14 protein-coding genes are annotated in these 13,567 nt (G+C 59.4%); 7 read left to right on the forward strand and 7 right to left on the reverse strand.

The genetic code is table 11. The features are described from left to right. The first annotated feature begins 54 nt into the window (after nucleotides 1–54). Together QMZ18_RS03595 and QMZ18_RS03600 are read left to right on the forward strand one after the other, a co-directional pair. Nucleotides 55–294: a DUF1674 domain-containing protein gene (locus QMZ18_RS03595; RefSeq protein WP_282604855.1), complete on the forward strand. Its 240-nt coding sequence runs from the start codon at nucleotides 55–57 to the stop codon at nucleotides 292–294. A gap of 73 nt (nucleotides 295–367) precedes the next feature. Beyond that, nucleotides 368–655, forward strand: a complete 288-nt coding sequence (locus QMZ18_RS03600) for a chorismate mutase (RefSeq protein WP_282604856.1) — start codon at nucleotides 368–370, stop codon at nucleotides 653–655. A gap of 78 nt (nucleotides 656–733) precedes the next feature. Here the strand turns inward: QMZ18_RS03600 and QMZ18_RS03605 are convergent, their stop codons facing one another. Then, a complete protein-coding gene (locus tag QMZ18_RS03605; RefSeq protein WP_282604857.1) occupies nucleotides 734–1,636 on the reverse strand; it encodes a DMT family transporter in 903 nt (300 codons plus the stop codon). Nucleotides 1,637–1,828: 192 nt separating this feature from the next. On the opposite strand from QMZ18_RS03605, the gene QMZ18_RS03610 reads away from it, so the two are divergent. Continuing rightward, complete coding sequence (locus QMZ18_RS03610) at nucleotides 1,829–3,343, forward strand: PLP-dependent aminotransferase family protein (RefSeq protein ID WP_282604858.1); 1,515 nt, start codon at nucleotides 1,829–1,831, stop codon at nucleotides 3,341–3,343. A gap of 337 nt (nucleotides 3,344–3,680) precedes the next feature. Continuing rightward, complete coding sequence (locus tag QMZ18_RS03615) at nucleotides 3,681–4,325, forward strand: PEP-CTERM sorting domain-containing protein (protein WP_282604859.1); 645 nt, start codon at nucleotides 3,681–3,683, stop codon at nucleotides 4,323–4,325. Nucleotides 4,326–4,403: 78 nt separating this feature from the next. Here QMZ18_RS03615 and acs read toward each other — a convergent pair whose 3' ends face one another. Next, complete coding sequence (gene acs, locus QMZ18_RS03620) at nucleotides 4,404–6,350, reverse strand: acetate--CoA ligase (RefSeq protein ID WP_282604860.1); 1,947 nt, start codon at nucleotides 6,348–6,350, stop codon at nucleotides 4,404–4,406. Nucleotides 6,351–6,510: 160 nt separating this feature from the next. Further along, the gene (locus tag QMZ18_RS03625) at nucleotides 6,511–6,924 is read right to left on the reverse strand and encodes an EVE domain-containing protein (RefSeq protein ID WP_282604861.1); all 414 of its coding nucleotides are present in this window, start codon (nucleotides 6,922–6,924) and stop codon (nucleotides 6,511–6,513) included. 324 nt (nucleotides 6,925–7,248) lie between these two features. Here QMZ18_RS03625 and QMZ18_RS03630 point away from each other — a divergent pair, with 324 nt between their 5' ends. Beyond that, complete coding sequence (locus QMZ18_RS03630) at nucleotides 7,249–8,457, forward strand: MFS transporter (protein WP_282604862.1); 1,209 nt, start codon at nucleotides 7,249–7,251, stop codon at nucleotides 8,455–8,457. 42 nt (nucleotides 8,458–8,499) lie between these two features. Here QMZ18_RS03630 and QMZ18_RS03635 read toward each other — a convergent pair whose 3' ends face one another. From QMZ18_RS03635 to tsaD, 4 genes are all read right to left on the reverse strand, one after another. Next, nucleotides 8,500–8,781: a YciI family protein gene (locus QMZ18_RS03635; RefSeq protein ID WP_282604863.1), complete on the reverse strand. Its 282-nt coding sequence runs from the start codon at nucleotides 8,779–8,781 to the stop codon at nucleotides 8,500–8,502. A 93-nt stretch (nucleotides 8,782–8,874) separates the two neighbouring features. After that, nucleotides 8,875–9,879 (reverse strand): NAD(P)H-dependent glycerol-3-phosphate dehydrogenase, encoded by a 1,005-nt coding sequence (locus QMZ18_RS03640; protein WP_282604864.1) that lies wholly within the window; start codon nucleotides 9,877–9,879, stop codon nucleotides 8,875–8,877. 17 nt (nucleotides 9,880–9,896) lie between these two features. Beyond that, nucleotides 9,897–10,556: a 2OG-Fe(II) oxygenase family protein gene (locus tag QMZ18_RS03645; protein ID WP_282604865.1), complete on the reverse strand. Its 660-nt coding sequence runs from the start codon at nucleotides 10,554–10,556 to the stop codon at nucleotides 9,897–9,899. Then, on the reverse strand, nucleotides 10,556–11,605 hold the full coding sequence (tsaD, locus tag QMZ18_RS03650) for a tRNA (adenosine(37)-N6)-threonylcarbamoyltransferase complex transferase subunit TsaD (RefSeq protein ID WP_282604866.1): 1,050 nt from the start codon (nucleotides 11,603–11,605) through the stop codon (nucleotides 10,556–10,558). Before tsaD ends, QMZ18_RS03645 begins: the two co-directional genes overlap by 1 nt. 196 nt (nucleotides 11,606–11,801) lie before the next feature. Between tsaD and hemC the strand changes: the two genes are divergently transcribed. Further along, nucleotides 11,802–12,752 (forward strand): hydroxymethylbilane synthase, encoded by a 951-nt coding sequence (hemC, locus tag QMZ18_RS03655; RefSeq protein ID WP_282604867.1) that lies wholly within the window; start codon nucleotides 11,802–11,804, stop codon nucleotides 12,750–12,752. Between the two features lie 83 nt (nucleotides 12,753–12,835). Further along, nucleotides 12,836–13,555, forward strand: coding sequence for a uroporphyrinogen-III synthase (locus QMZ18_RS03660; protein ID WP_282604868.1), 720 nt, complete (start codon nucleotides 12,836–12,838; stop codon nucleotides 13,553–13,555). The last annotated feature ends 12 nt before the right edge of the window (nucleotides 13,556–13,567 follow it).

Genomic DNA, 13,567 nt, shown 5'->3' on the forward strand with positions numbered 1-13,567 from the left:
TTCCTGCGCCCTTCAAGGCTTGGCGTTGCTTCCTTTCAATGCCATATAAAGGGCATGACCAAGCTGTTTACCTCCCACAAACCGGCGCCCGCCAAGACGGCGTCGGCTGCTGCGCCGACTTCGACACCGAAGCCACAGGGTCAAAAGGTTACGCCCGAAAAGATGGAGAAAGCAGCAGCCATGCGCGCCCGCTCCGGACAGCTCAATCTGCCAAAGGAGATTGGCGGACCTGAGGGCCCGGAGCCCACCCGCTACGGGGATTGGGAACGCAACGGTATCTGCTCGGACTTTTAGTCGCATCTCTTTATCGACGGATTGATCCTAATCTGGCCTCCGGCGACCGATAATTCATGTTGGATGACAAATCATGCAGGTGTTGCAGGCCCACAGGCAGCAGATAGACCGGCTCGACGATGAGATCGTACGACTGCTCGCTGAACGCTATGGAATCGTATCTCAGGTTGCGGCGATCAAGGCCGAACACGGCATTCCGAGTGTTCTGCAGGACCGGGTAACGGAAGTGATCGAGCGGAATGCCGAAACGGCGGCCGGACTAGGGTTCGATCCGGATCTGGTGCGCCGACTTTATGCCGTGATTATCGAGGAAGCCTGCGCATTGGAAGACCGGCTTTGCAGCCGGGTTCCTGCGCACTAGCGACCAGACCTAAAACATGCGTATGAGAAGCTGATTCACGTTTTCACTGATTTCGTGAAAACGACCGGACTCTTGTGATCAGGTGCTCTTGGGGCGGAGGTTGACCAGCGCCACTCCAATCATGGCCAGCGCCATGCCGGCCAGTGCAGCGATCTCCAGGGTCTCGTCGAACAGAAACCAGGCAATGACGGCTGTGCTGGGGGGAACCAGAAAGAACAGGCTGGAAACCCGGGCCGCCTCGCCGCGTTTGATCAGAATGTAAAGCAGCGTGATGGCGCCGAATGACAAAACGAAGATCAGCCAGCCGAGAGCGAAAACGAAATCGCCGTGCCAGATGATCTCGCCGGTTTCCAGAAACAGAGCCAGTGCGCTCACCGCGAGGGTGGAGGCCGCGAATTGGATCACGCTTCCGGAGCGTAAATCCATATTGCCGCAATAGCGTTTCTGATAAATCGTCCCGGCAGACATTCCGACCAAGGCGAAGACCGAGAGCGCCATGCCAAATGGGGTGCCGATTCCCAGGGTCAGCTTGTTCCAGACAACCACGACAACGCCTAGCAGACCCAGCAGCAGTCCGGTCCATTGTCGGCGCGTGACGCGATCGCCCAGGAAAGGACCCGCGGCTATCGCTACCAGGATCGGCTGCACCCCGACGATCAGGGCCGATACCCCGGCCTCGACTCCGTGATGGATTGAGGCAAAGACGCCCCCAAGATAGACCCCATGTAACAGAAATCCGGCGAACGCGATGTGCGCCGCTTCCTTCCAGCTTTTGGGCCAGGGTGCGCGCAGCAGCAGGGCGACGGGCAACATCAGGGCCACTACGATCCCAAAGCGCAGGGCCAGGAAGGTCATGGGTTCGGCATAGGGCAAGCCAAGCTTGGCGCCGATGAAACCGGTGCTCCATAGAAACACGAATATCGCCGGCATGACGATTGGCATCAGGTTACCTGAGGCAGTGGTGGGTGAGGTCGCGGACATGGCGGTACCGCTTCTAGCAGGTCCGGCCGGCCTTGGCCCGGTCAAAATTGTCGGGAGACAAGTCGGGTCGTCGCGCCGGTGTTCGCGCCGTTTCAGGGGCGGTCCTGGCCATTGTGCTGGATACTAAATGGCTAGGCATGATGGAGGAAATTCTGGTAATTAAAGGAACCAATTTCCAGGAGATCATGATTCATGGCGGACCGCCGCCTCTCAACGCCTTTGCTGGCACTGGATCTGGACCGAAAGTCCAAGATGCCGCTGCATCGGCAGCTTTACGACCAGATTCGCGAAGCGGTCCTGACAGGCCGTCTGGCACCTGGCGCCCGCCTGCCGTCGTCGCGGACCCTGGCGAGTGAGCTGGGCTGTTCGCGTAACACAGCCGTGACGGCTTTCGATCAGTTGCTGTCCGAAGGTTATCTGGCGGGGCAGGTTGGATCGGGCACCTACATCTCGCATGTACTGCCTGAAGACCTGCTGTCGCTGTCAGGCGCGCACCGGCGCGGGCGGCAGCAGGATGTGCCTGAGCAGAAGGTGGCACGGCGCCGGGGTTTGTCCAAACGCGGTGAAGTTCTGGCGGCTTTTCCCCGCGGACGGCGCATCTCAACCCGCGCCTTTGCGCCCGGTGTGCCGGAGCTGGATCTCTTTCCCTTCGATGTTTGGGCACGGCTGCTCGGCCGGGTCTGGCGCCGGCCTTCGGAAGCCTTAAAGCGTCATGGGGATCATGCCGGCTACGAGCCGCTGCGGCGGGCCATCGCAGATTATTTGCGAACGGCGCGGGGGCTGGCCTGCGATTGGCGGCAGATATTGATTACTTCGGGTGCGCAGCAGGGTTTGGACCTGGTTGCGCGAACACTGCTCGATCCGGGCGATCCGGTCTGGTTCGAAAACCCCGGCTACACGGGTTTGCGCGGTCCGCTTTTTGCGGCCGGTGCCGAGGCTGTGCCGCTTCCCGTGGATGAGGAAGGGATCTCGGTTGCGGCGGGGCGTGCCCGTTCTCCCCAGGCGCGCATGGCGATCGTCGCCCCTTCGCACCAATACCCGCTCGGGATCACAATGAGCCTGGCCCGGCGTCTGGAGTTGCTGGCCTGGGCACGCGAAGCGGACGCCTGGATCGTCGAGGACGACTATGACAGCGAGTACCGCTATGAGGGGCGGCCGCTTTCCGCTTTGCAAAGCCTGGATGACGCCGACAATGGGCGTGTGGTCTATCTCGGCAGCTTTTCCAAGGTCATGTTTCCCAGCCTGCGGTTGGGGTATATCGTGGTGCCGGAAGATCTGATTGAGCCGATGGGCTGTGCGCGCGGGACATTGGATGATCATCCCACTGCCATTACCCAGCCCGCCCTGGCAGCGTTCATTTCGGAAGGCCATTTCGCGGCGCATGTGCGTCGTATGCGCGTGCTCTATGCGGCGCGCCAGGCAGTGTTGCTGGAAGCTATTCGTACCGACCTTGAAGGCTTGCTGGATGCCCAGCCGGATGAAGCCGGCCTGCACATCGTGGCCTATCTTTCCAAGGATTTGGCGCGGCGCATGTCGGATCAGGAAGCCGCTGATCGTGCGGCAGCAGCTGGCCTGGCCGTCTCACCACTCTCGCGATACTACGATGGTAAACCGGATCGCTGTGGCTTGATGCTGGGCTACGCGGCAGTACCGGAAGACGAAATTCGATTGGCGGTCAAGAAACTGGCGCGCGTCTTGTCGGATTGACGACATCGGGCTGGGTTTTGCCAAGCGCCAGGTATGATAACAAGATTTGGACTTATTCGCGGCTTCAATGCTGCTTGTCTTGGCTTGACTGTCGGATTTCTTTGCACTTTTCGGCAGGTTCGACTCGTTTCCAACGCCTTAAGTTATTGAAACAGTACCAGTTTTAATAAAATACAATCTATAGATGTTGTCGATAGATCTTACAAACGCGTAGATTGTATGTGTGCATGCTATTTTAAGTAGATGAAAATGTTAATTTTTCAATTCAGGCATGATTTTTGCTAACAAGTCAATAAACCCGAAAACAAATCAACCTTAAAGGGCGAATAGGAAAACCATGATCTCTTTCGAACAAATCCTGTATGCCACCAGGATGGTGGCCCCAAGACTCCTTGGCATGCTAATGCTGGCTGCGGCGATAACTCCAAATTCTGCCAAGGCCGGTCTAGTTCAAGTCGACCTTTCATTTACAGCAAGCGGATTTGTCGCAGACTTCCCGAACGTGACACCTCCAACGGATCCGGTGTCCGGATCGTTCTCATTTCAGTTCGACGACAGCGGCATTCCAGCGATCGGATTTGGGCAGGTGGATGATATTTCACTATCGGCCATCTCTTTGTCGTTTGCTGGCTTCGATTTTCCGCTGAACGATGTAAATGCCAGAGTCAATTATTTCGATGGTGATGCGTTTTCGCTTAGCGTGTTTGGCTTGTTCCTTGGATCATCCGTTTCGTCGCTGAGCGATAGGCATGATTTCAGCTTTATCACAAACATTCCGTTCGGCCCGAACTCTATTCGCTATGCCATTCCTGGCACAAACGCCACTTATGGTGATGCAACGGTGGTCATAAATGAATTCCGTTTCGAAGAGCTACCTGTTTCGGTAGCTGTGCCCGAACCTGCGACGTTTGCGCTGCTGTCGCTGGGCCTGGTCGGCCTCGGTGCGATGAAGCGCCGTTCGAAGGTTGCGTCGCAAAGCTAAGCGCGCGCCACTCCAAAGAAGAAGGCCCGCGCTTCGTATGACGCGGGCCTTTAGTTTTTGGCTGATTGTTTTGACTTCCTAACTCGCCTTATTCATCCGGTTATCGATGAGGTCGGTGACCACGCCTGGATCTGCGAGGGTTGAGGTGTCGCCGAGGTTGGAGAAGTCGTCTTCAGCGATCTTGCGCAGGATGCGGCGCATGATCTTGCCTGAGCGGGTCTTGGGCAGGCCGGGAGCCCACTGGATCAGGTCGGGTGAAGCAATGGGGCCGATCTCTTTGCGTACCCAGCCGACCAGTTCCTTGCGTAGCTCCTCGCTGGGCTCTTCTCCCGCGATCAGGGTGACATAGGCATAGATGCCCTGACCCTTGATATCGTGGGGATAGCCGACGACCGCGGATTCCGCGACCTTTGCATGCGCGACCAGAGCGGATTCCACTTCCGCCGTGCCCATGCGGTGGCCCGACACGTTGATCACGTCGTCCACCCGTCCGGTAATCCAGTAGTAGCCATCGCCATCGCGGCGGCAACCGTCGCCGGTAAAGTACTTGCCCGGGTAGTTTGAGAAGTAGGTCTGGATGAAACGCTCATGGTCGCCGTAGACGGTGCGCATTTGGCCGGGCCAGGAATCCGCGATGCAAAGGTTGCCTTCCGCCGCACCCTCCAGCAGACCACCCTCTGCGTCCACCAGTACCGGCTTGATGCCAAAGAAGGGCCGCGTGGCGGAGCCGGGTTTGAGCGGTGTCGCGCCGGGCAGGGGCGTGATCAGAATGCCCCCTGTTTCCGTTTGCCACCAGGTATCCACAATCGGACAGCGTTCGTCGCCGACCACCTTGTGGTACCACTCCCAAGCTTCCGGGTTGATTGGCTCGCCGACCGAGCCCAGCAGACGCAGACTTGAACGGTCGGTGGACTTAACCGGTCCTTCGCCCTCGCGCATCAAGGCGCGGATCGCGGTTGGCGCAGTGTAGAAGATATCGACCTTATGCTTGTCGCAGACCTGCCAGAAGCGCGAGGCATCCGGATAGTTCGGCACACCCTCGAACATCAGAGTGGTCGCGCCGTTTGCCAGGGGCCCGTAGACGATGTAGCTGTGCCCGGTCACCCAGCCTACATCAGCAGTGCACCAGTAAACCTCGCCCGGATGGTAGTCGAAGACATAGTGGTGCGTCATGGAGGCGTAAACCAGATAGCCGCCGGTGGTGTGGAGCACACCCTTGGGCTTACCGGTCGACCCTGACGTATAGAGGATAAAGAGCGGATCCTCGGCGTTCATGACCTCCGCCGGGCAATCGGCGGAAACTTCGGCACAGGCCTCGTGATACCAGACGTCCCGGCCGTCCTTCCAATCGATGTCGCCGCCGGTGCGCTTGACCACCACGACCGTTTCCACATCCGGGCAGCTTTCCAGCGCCTTGTCGGTGTTGGCTTTCAGCGGAATTGGCCGGCCACCGCGGACCCCCTCGTCGGATGTGATGACACAGGTGCTGGTGCAATCCTGGATCCGTCCAGCGAGGGCGTCGGGGGAGAAGCCGCCGAAGACCACGGAGTGAATCGCGCCGATGCGTGCACAGGCCAGCATGGCGTAGGCGGCCTCGGGGATCATCGGCATGTAGATGGTCACCCGGTCGCCCTTCTTGACACCGCGGGCTTTGAGGGCATTGCTCAGGCGGCAAACCTGCTCGTGCAGCTCGCCGTAGGTGATGTGCTTACTGTCTGCCGGGTCGTCGCCTTCCCAGATAATCGCAGTGGTGTCGCGCTTATCAGCCAGATGTCGATCGATGCAGTTGTGCGCCACGTTGGTGGTGCCATCGCCATACCATCGGATGTGGACGTCACCCGGGCCGTAGGACACATCCTTCACCTGGCTGTAGGGCGTAAACCACTCGATCCGCTTGCCCTGGTCGCCCCAGAAGGCCTCCGGGTCCGAAACCGACGCCTCGTACAAAGAAAAATATCCCGATTCGTCAATCCAGGCACCAGACGAGGTGCTCTCCGAAACCTGATAGACCGCGCCTTCAGACATAACCTGCGCTCCCTCTATTGCACCGGCCTCAAAACCGGTTTGTTCTTAACGTTGCTGGACGACCCGCAAAAGCCACACAGGTTCGGCCAGTTTGGTTGAAATTATTATCGTATTCCTGCGCTGTCACAAGCACTTGGCAGGATCCAACCGCATTTACTCCTTAAGGGTCCGTATCGCCCATCCCACAGATCACTTTCCACTCGGCTGGATTGACCGGCAGGACGGAGAGGCGCGATTGCCGGACCAGCGCGAGCTCGGACAGTTTCGGCTCAGCCTTGATGTCGCCCAGGGTCACGGGCTTGACCATCGGCCGGATTGCCTTGATATCGACCATGCCGAAGCGGCCCGAAGCATCGGTCGGATCAGGGTAGTATTCCTTGACCACCTCGGCGATGCCCACCACCTGCTTTTCGTTGACCGAATGATAAAAGAAGACCAGATCGCCGATCTCCATCGCTTTCATGTTGTTGGCGGCTTGGTAATTCCGTACGCCGTCCCACTCCGCACTGCCGGCTTTAACCTGATCGTCCCAGGACCAAGCGCCGGGTTCGGATTTCATCAGCCAATAGGCCATTTTCGTCCTCTCATCGCAGTCTCGAGCCTGATCGTTTTTCTTTTGACCGAAGAAAAGCGTGAATCCGACTCTATCTAAAAAATCGAGGGCGATTCACGTTCTTGACTGAAACCATCAAGAACAATCGCGCTCTGAGCTTGCATGTTAGGGATTAAGGCTACCTGCTTTGACGTGTGTTTGGAACTGAATCTGACGCCTACTTTTGTCGCTCTCCCGATCAACACAAGACCGCGAGCGGTGTGCGCACAGCTTGACCTTCGCGCTTTTGACGTGGTCCCTTGAATCAACACGCGTTTCCTTTTCGGGTCGGGAGCCCTTCCAGAATTGTCGTCTTCCAAGTGGGCGTCGCTCACGCTGCTGTCGTTGTGCGAAGTGGCTGCCATGTCCTTGTGGTTCTCCGCCTCGGCAATCGTACCTTCGCTCAGCGCCGACTATGAGTTGAGCAGTTTTACGCAGTCGCTTTTTACCAGTGCCGTACAGGTAGGTTTCGTGGCCGGCAGCTTGATCTCCGCCATGCTTGGGCTGGCCGACCGCATCGATTCCCGCCGCTTCTTCATGGTTACCGGATTGGTCGCGGCGATCGCCAACGCCGGGATTCTTGTCGTCGAGATCGATGGATTTGCGGTGCCGCTGCTGCGTTTTGTAACCGGGGTCTGCATGGCAGGGCTCTATCCGGTCGGCATGCGCCTGGCATCGACCTGGGCGAAGGGTGACATGGGACTGGTGGTCGGGCTATTTGTCGGTGCCCTGACCCTGGGCTCCGCGTCGCCCCATCTCTTTAATGCGCTGGGTGGCGTCGACTGGAGGGTGACCATCATAGCCTCTTCGGCGGCGGCTTTGCTGTCTGCTGTCGCCGTCAACTTTGTGGGCGTCGGGCCCAATAGCCGGCCGGCCCCCAAGTTTCACCCGGGCGATATTCTCTGGGCCTGGAAGGACAAGCCCCTGCGTTTCGCCAATCTGGGTTATCTGGGCCATATGTGGGAGCTTTATGCCATGTGGGCCTGGGTCGGTGTTTTTCTGGCCGCCAGTTTTGCGGAACGCATGGCGCCGGATGTGGCCGTGCCGGCGGCGAAGTTTGCGACCTTCGCAACGGTTGGTGTCGGCGCTCTGGGTTGTCTGGCCGGTGGCTATTTTGCCGACCGACTCGGACGCACGACCCTTACCATGCTCGCCATGGGGGTGTCGGGAAGCTGCGCTGCGATCGTCGGCCTGTTCTTCGGGGCCGATCCCTGGCTCCTTACCCTCATCTGCATGATCTGGGGGTTGTCGGTGATCGCGGATTCGGCGCAGTTTTCCGCGTCGGTCGCTGAGCTTAGCGATCCTGGACGGGTGGGGACCATGCTGACCCTGCAGACTTCGCTGGGTTTCACGCTGACCCTGATTACCATCCACCTCATGCCCTACGCGGTTGAGGCGTTGGGTTGGCGGTACGCTTTTATGCCGCTGGCGATCGGACCCTTCCTGGGCGTTTGGGCCATGGCGCGTCTTCGTGCCCATCCCGCGTCGCAAAAACTTGCGGGCGGGAATGGCTGAGGGTGCGAGCCGATGCCGCTAGCGGGAGACGCCTAACGGCGTTTATGCCGGCAGCACTTTCTTCCAGGGCCGTATGGTGACGCTCTCAAAGAGGTTTGCCGCCTTGTAGGGGTCGCCGTCGGCGAAGGCCTGCGCGTCCGCCAGGGAATCGTATTCCATGATCAGAACCGAACCTGTCATGGCTTCACCGTCTTCGCTGGTGGTCGGACCGGCCATGACAATATGATCGATGTTGGTTTTCAGGTAATCGACGTGGGCCGGGCGGTTTTCGGCACGGACATGGGCATGGTCTGCTTTGTCGACACAGCTGATGACGTAATACATGTAGGATTCCTGTGTTTTCTAGGATGGGGTGTTCGCGGATTAGTGCGTATGACGATTGTGGGAGTTTTATGTGTTTGACGGGATGCGGTGAAATCACTCTGTGGTGAAAGGCCGGGCCAGGAGGCTACCGATCACGGCATCAATGTCCGCCCCCTGATGCAGGATCGCGTTGACTGCCCGACTGATCGGCATTTCGATGTTTAGGCTTTTTGCCAGAATCGTGACGGCGGCAGCGGATTCGACGCCTTCGGCAACGGTCAGGCGCACAGACATCAGATCTTCGAAGTTGGCGCCTTCGCCAAGCGCTAGTCCCAGGGCGTAGTTGCGCGACTGAACCGCAGTACAGGTGAGCGTGAGGTCTCCGAAGCCAGACAGGCCCATCAAGGTTTCCGCGCGTCCGCCTTTGGCCAGACCTAGGCGAACAATTTCCGCAAGGCCGCGGGTGATCAGCGCAGCGCGCGCGTTCTCGCCCAGCGCGCGCCCCTGAACGATTCCACAGGCAATGGCGATGACGTTTTTGACTGCTCCGCCCACTTCGGCACCGATCAGATCCTGCGAGATGTAAGGCCGGAAGGTCCTGTTACCCAAGGCTTCGGCAAGTGCCGTGGCCAGAGCTGCGTCGTCGCTTGCCAGGGTCACGGCTGTCGGCAGGCCGGCAGCGACCTCTGCGGCGAAGGTCGGGCCGGAAAGCACCGCCTGCGGACGTCCCGGCAGAACTTCGGCCGCCACTTCGGTCATCAGCTTTCCGCTGCCTCGCTCGATCCCCTTGCAGCAGAGTACCAGCGGCAGATCTTTGGGAAGAATTGCGTTCAGGCCGCTTGCAATCCCGCGCAGATGTTGCGCCGGCACCACGAGCAGCAGAGCGTCGATCCCGGCCAGGTCTCCGGCGTCGGAGGTTGCGCGGATGGAGGGATCCAGCGCGATGTGCGGAAGATAGACGCTGTTGCCGTTTTGATTATTGATTTCCTGCGCCAGCGCCGGGTTACGTGCCCAGAGCAGTGCCTGACGACCCGCAGCGGTCACGGCGGCAGCCAGGGCGGTGCCCCAGGCACCCGAACCCAGAATGCCAATCCGTTGAATGCCGGTCCGTTCGTTCACAGAGGCGGATCCTTCGCTCAGAGTCGCAGGTTGAAGGCGATCGAGATGCGTTCCCGGTCGCCCTTGTAGGGCCGGACACCATGTTGCAGCCAGCTGGGAAAGAGTATCAGCAGACCGGCCCGTGGCGAGAGTGTCTCGGCAGCGCCCATGGAGGCACCTGCCGGGCCTCCCATGCTCAGTTCCGGCGCATACATAATCGGCGCGGCACCGCGCGGATCCTGGATCTCGAATTCACCACCGAGACTGGGGTCTGCGCCAATCCCGCCGTCTTCGACATAGTAACTACCCGACCAAAAGGCGCCCGGGTGGGTGTGGAATTCGTTGCCTTGTCCCGAGCGGTTGACGTTGGCCCAACAGGTCACATTCCAGTCGATTTTGACGGCCTTGCCGTCACGCCGGGCGGTGGCCCGGTCCGCAAGCCTTTTGGCCGAATCCAGCATATAGTCGAAGGCATCGCCGCCCCATTCAGGAAGATTCCACGTTGACTGCCAACCGCCCAGATTGCTGTGCTGAGTCGAAGCGCTGGTACGTTCTTTTTCCAGAATGATCCGTTTGAGTTCGCGGTTGACCTCTTCGGCGCCTGGCAGCAGGCCGGTCAGGATCGGCGTCGGGAACAGGCCATTCAGTTCGGCTTTGATGTCGGCGACCGCCGGTTTGGCGAAGGCTTGTTGGGACATTATGCGACGCCCTTCAACTGATCGAGCGGCCATCGCGGGCGAGGCGCAAAGGTCAAGGGATCCGTGAGTCCAAGCTGCAAGCGCTCCATACCGGCCCAGGCGATCATGGCGGCATTGTCTGTGCAGAGCGCAATGGGCGGGGCCAACAGCTCGGTGCCCTGTGCTTGCGCCAATTCGCTCAGGCGATCGCGCAGGGCTTGATTGGCGGCGACTCCTCCGGCCACGACCAGCGGTCCAGGACGGCCATAGGTCTGTGCAAAACGCTCCATGGCGTGGGTGCAGCGATCGGCAAGCACGTCGCCCACCGCCCGCTGGAAACTGGCGGCCAGATCGGCGACCTGACTTTCTTCCAAGTCATCGCGTCCTTCGAGCATGGCTTCGATGCGATGGCGCACGGCGGTCTTCAAGCCAGAGAAAGAAAAGTCGCACCCGGGACGGCCGCGCATGGGGCGGGGCAGCTCAACGGATTTGGCGTCGCCTGCACGTGCCGCCTGCTCCAAGGCCGGACCGCCAGGGTAGGGTAAGCCCAGCATCTTAGCCGTTTTATCGAAGGCCTCGCCGACCGCGTCGTCAATAGTGCCGCCCAGTCTAATGTAGCGCCCAACGCCCTCGACCGCGAGAAGCTGACAATGACCGCCGGACACCAATAGCAGCAGATAAGGAAAAGCTGCTGCGTCGCCCTCGCTCAGGCGAGCAGTCAAGGCGTGGCCTTCCAGATGGTTCACCGCGAGGAACGGGATTTTGTGGGCGGCCGCGATGGCCTTGGCGGTCATGACACCAACGAAAACGCCGCCGATCAAGCCGGGTCCGCCAGTCGCGGCGACCCCGTCAAGCTGGGCAAATTCCAGACCGGCTTCAGACATGGCCTGTTCCACCAGATCACCGATGTGGTCGAGATGGCTGCGTGCGGCGATTTCCGGCACCACACCGCCGAAGGGCCGGTGCTCATCGAGTTGCGAGAGCACCTTGTTGGCCAAAATACGCCGGTCTTCGGTGACCACGGCGGCTGCGGTTTCGTCGCAGCTGGTTTCAAGTCCAAGTACAAACATGATTGCGGAGTTTAGACTTTCGTCGTTGCGCGTGCCTCGATCTTGCAGTCTTCCTGACTCAAATTGGCCGGCTTTTCCAGCTTTCAATAACGAATTCGGGAAGCCTTTCGGAAGAATCTGGCGCCCTGGGGTTCGGGAGGTTAGTTTCTGGCCATAATCATGCAGTGTCAGGCACCCAACTCGTCGCAAGGAATTCATGACTCAACCCGCCATACTTCGCCTCGGTACCCGTGGCAGTCCCCTCGCTCTGGCCCAGGCCAATGAAGTCAAACGCCGCTTGGCCGAAGCACACAGCGATCTTGCCGACGAGGCCGCCGTTGAAATCGTTGTGATCAAGACCACGGGCGACAAAATTCAGGATCGAGCGTTGTCGGAAATTGGGGGAAAAGGCCTCTTTACCAAGGAGATCGAGGAAGCCTTGCTGGATGGTTCGATCGATGCGGCGGTGCATTCCATGAAAGATGTTCCGACTTGGTTGCCGGATGGACTGGAAATTTCGACCATTCTACCCCGCGAAGATCCACGCGATGCCTTTTTTTCTTTAAAAAGCACCAAGATTTCTGATCTTCCGCAAGGATCGGTGGTCGGATCAGCAAGTCTGCGGCGTCAGGCGCAGGTGATGCTGGCTCGTCCGGATCTGAAAGTCGTGACCCTGCGTGGCAACGTGCAGACGCGGCTGCGCAAACTGGCCGAGGGTGAGGTCGACGCAACCTTATTGGCGGTTGCCGGACTGCGCCGATTAGGCGAAGCGGAACGAATCACCTCAATTCTGGAGCCGGAAGAGATGCTGCCTGCCGTTGCACAAGGCGCCGTGGGCTTGGAAGTCCGTTCGGACGACAGCGTCACGCGCGGTTATCTTTCGGCCATTGACGACGCGGTTTCCGCGGTGCGGGTAGCGGCAGAACGCGCTTGTCTGGAGGTGCTGGACGGATCCTGCCGGACGCCGATTGCGGCCCTGGCAGAACTCGACACGACCCCCGGCTCGCTTAACCTGAGGGCTTTGGTGGCCATGCCGGACGGGAGTCAGGTATGGCGCGGTGCGCGACAGGGTTCGGCGGGAGATGCGGCGGAACTTGGACGAGATCTTGGTGAGGAACTGCGCACCGAAATGGGGCCGGACGTAATTCGGTCGCTGACGTCGCACTAGAGTACGGTCGCTCTGAATTGATCGGCAAAGAGCGTGAATCGGCCTCAAATCCATAAAATCTACCGATCTGCTGGAGAGCGCTCGTGCGTGTGCTGGTGACAAGACCAAGGCCTGACGCCGAACGCTTTGCCGAGGAATTGTCGGCGCTTGGCCACAATGCGCAGGTTGAGCCGCTGTTCGAGGTGGTTTTTCACGCGGATGCCAAAGTCGATCTTACGGGCGTGCAGGCGCTTCTCTTTACCAGTGCCAATGGTGTGCGTGCTTTTTGTTCCGCTTTGGCCGGACACAGGCCGGAAGATCTCTCACTTCAGGTTTTTGCCGTTGGCGACGCCTCGGCCCGAACAGCCGCAGAATATGGCTTTACCTCGATCGAAAGTGCCGGCGGAGACGTAACCGATCTTACCGCACTGGTAACGCGGCGATTGGAACCGGCGGCCGGCGGGCTGTTTCATGCGGCCGGCAGCAAGGTGGCCGGCGATTTGAAAGGTGGACTGGAGGCTGCGGGTTTCCGGTTTCACCGCAGTGTCCTCTACGAAACCCGTGAAGCGGCCGGCTTGTCAGCCGGTCTCCAGGCGCAGTTGCGCCACGGCGAAATTGACGCAGTGACGTTTTTCTCTCCACGAACGGCGGGCAGCTTTGTTAGGCTGATTTCTGCGGCGGGCCTGGAAGAAACTTTAAGAACATCTCTCGCCGTCTGTTTGTCCGCGGCGGTGAAGGAAAGGCTGGAACCGTTGCATTGGAAGTCAGTTTTGGTGGCGAGAGAACCAACGCAAGCGGCGATGCTGGCGGTTCTTGATAGATAAAGATGTGTACAC

The sequence above is a fragment of the Pelagibius sp. Alg239-R121 genome, from assembly GCF_947331435.1.
Classification (GTDB): Bacteria; Pseudomonadota; Alphaproteobacteria; order Kiloniellales; family Kiloniellaceae; genus Denitrobaculum.

Excerpts from the sequence above, each read along its gene's own strand:
- QMZ18_RS03595 (WP_282604855.1), top strand. The coding sequence starts at position 55 with ATGACCAAGCTGTTTACCTCCCACAAACCGGCGCCCGCCAAGACGGCG.
- QMZ18_RS03600 (WP_282604856.1), top strand. The coding sequence starts at position 368 with ATGCAGGTGTTGCAGGCCCACAGGCAGCAGATAGACCGGCTCGACGAT.
- QMZ18_RS03605 (WP_282604857.1), bottom strand. The coding sequence starts at position 1,636 with ATGTCCGCGACCTCACCCACCACTGCCTCAGGTAACCTGATGCCAATC.
- QMZ18_RS03610 (WP_282604858.1), top strand. The coding sequence starts at position 1,829 with ATGGCGGACCGCCGCCTCTCAACGCCTTTGCTGGCACTGGATCTGGAC.
- QMZ18_RS03615 (WP_282604859.1), top strand. The coding sequence starts at position 3,681 with ATGATCTCTTTCGAACAAATCCTGTATGCCACCAGGATGGTGGCCCCA.
- acs (WP_282604860.1), bottom strand. The coding sequence starts at position 6,350 with ATGTCTGAAGGCGCGGTCTATCAGGTTTCGGAGAGCACCTCGTCTGGT.
- QMZ18_RS03625 (WP_282604861.1), bottom strand. The coding sequence starts at position 6,924 with ATGGCCTATTGGCTGATGAAATCCGAACCCGGCGCTTGGTCCTGGGAC.
- QMZ18_RS03635 (WP_282604863.1), bottom strand. The coding sequence starts at position 8,781 with ATGTATTACGTCATCAGCTGTGTCGACAAAGCAGACCATGCCCATGTC.
- QMZ18_RS03645 (WP_282604865.1), bottom strand. The coding sequence starts at position 10,556 with ATGTCCCAACAAGCCTTCGCCAAACCGGCGGTCGCCGACATCAAAGCC.
- tsaD (WP_282604866.1), bottom strand. The coding sequence starts at position 11,605 with ATGTTTGTACTTGGACTTGAAACCAGCTGCGACGAAACCGCAGCCGCC.
- hemC (WP_282604867.1), top strand. The coding sequence starts at position 11,802 with ATGACTCAACCCGCCATACTTCGCCTCGGTACCCGTGGCAGTCCCCTC.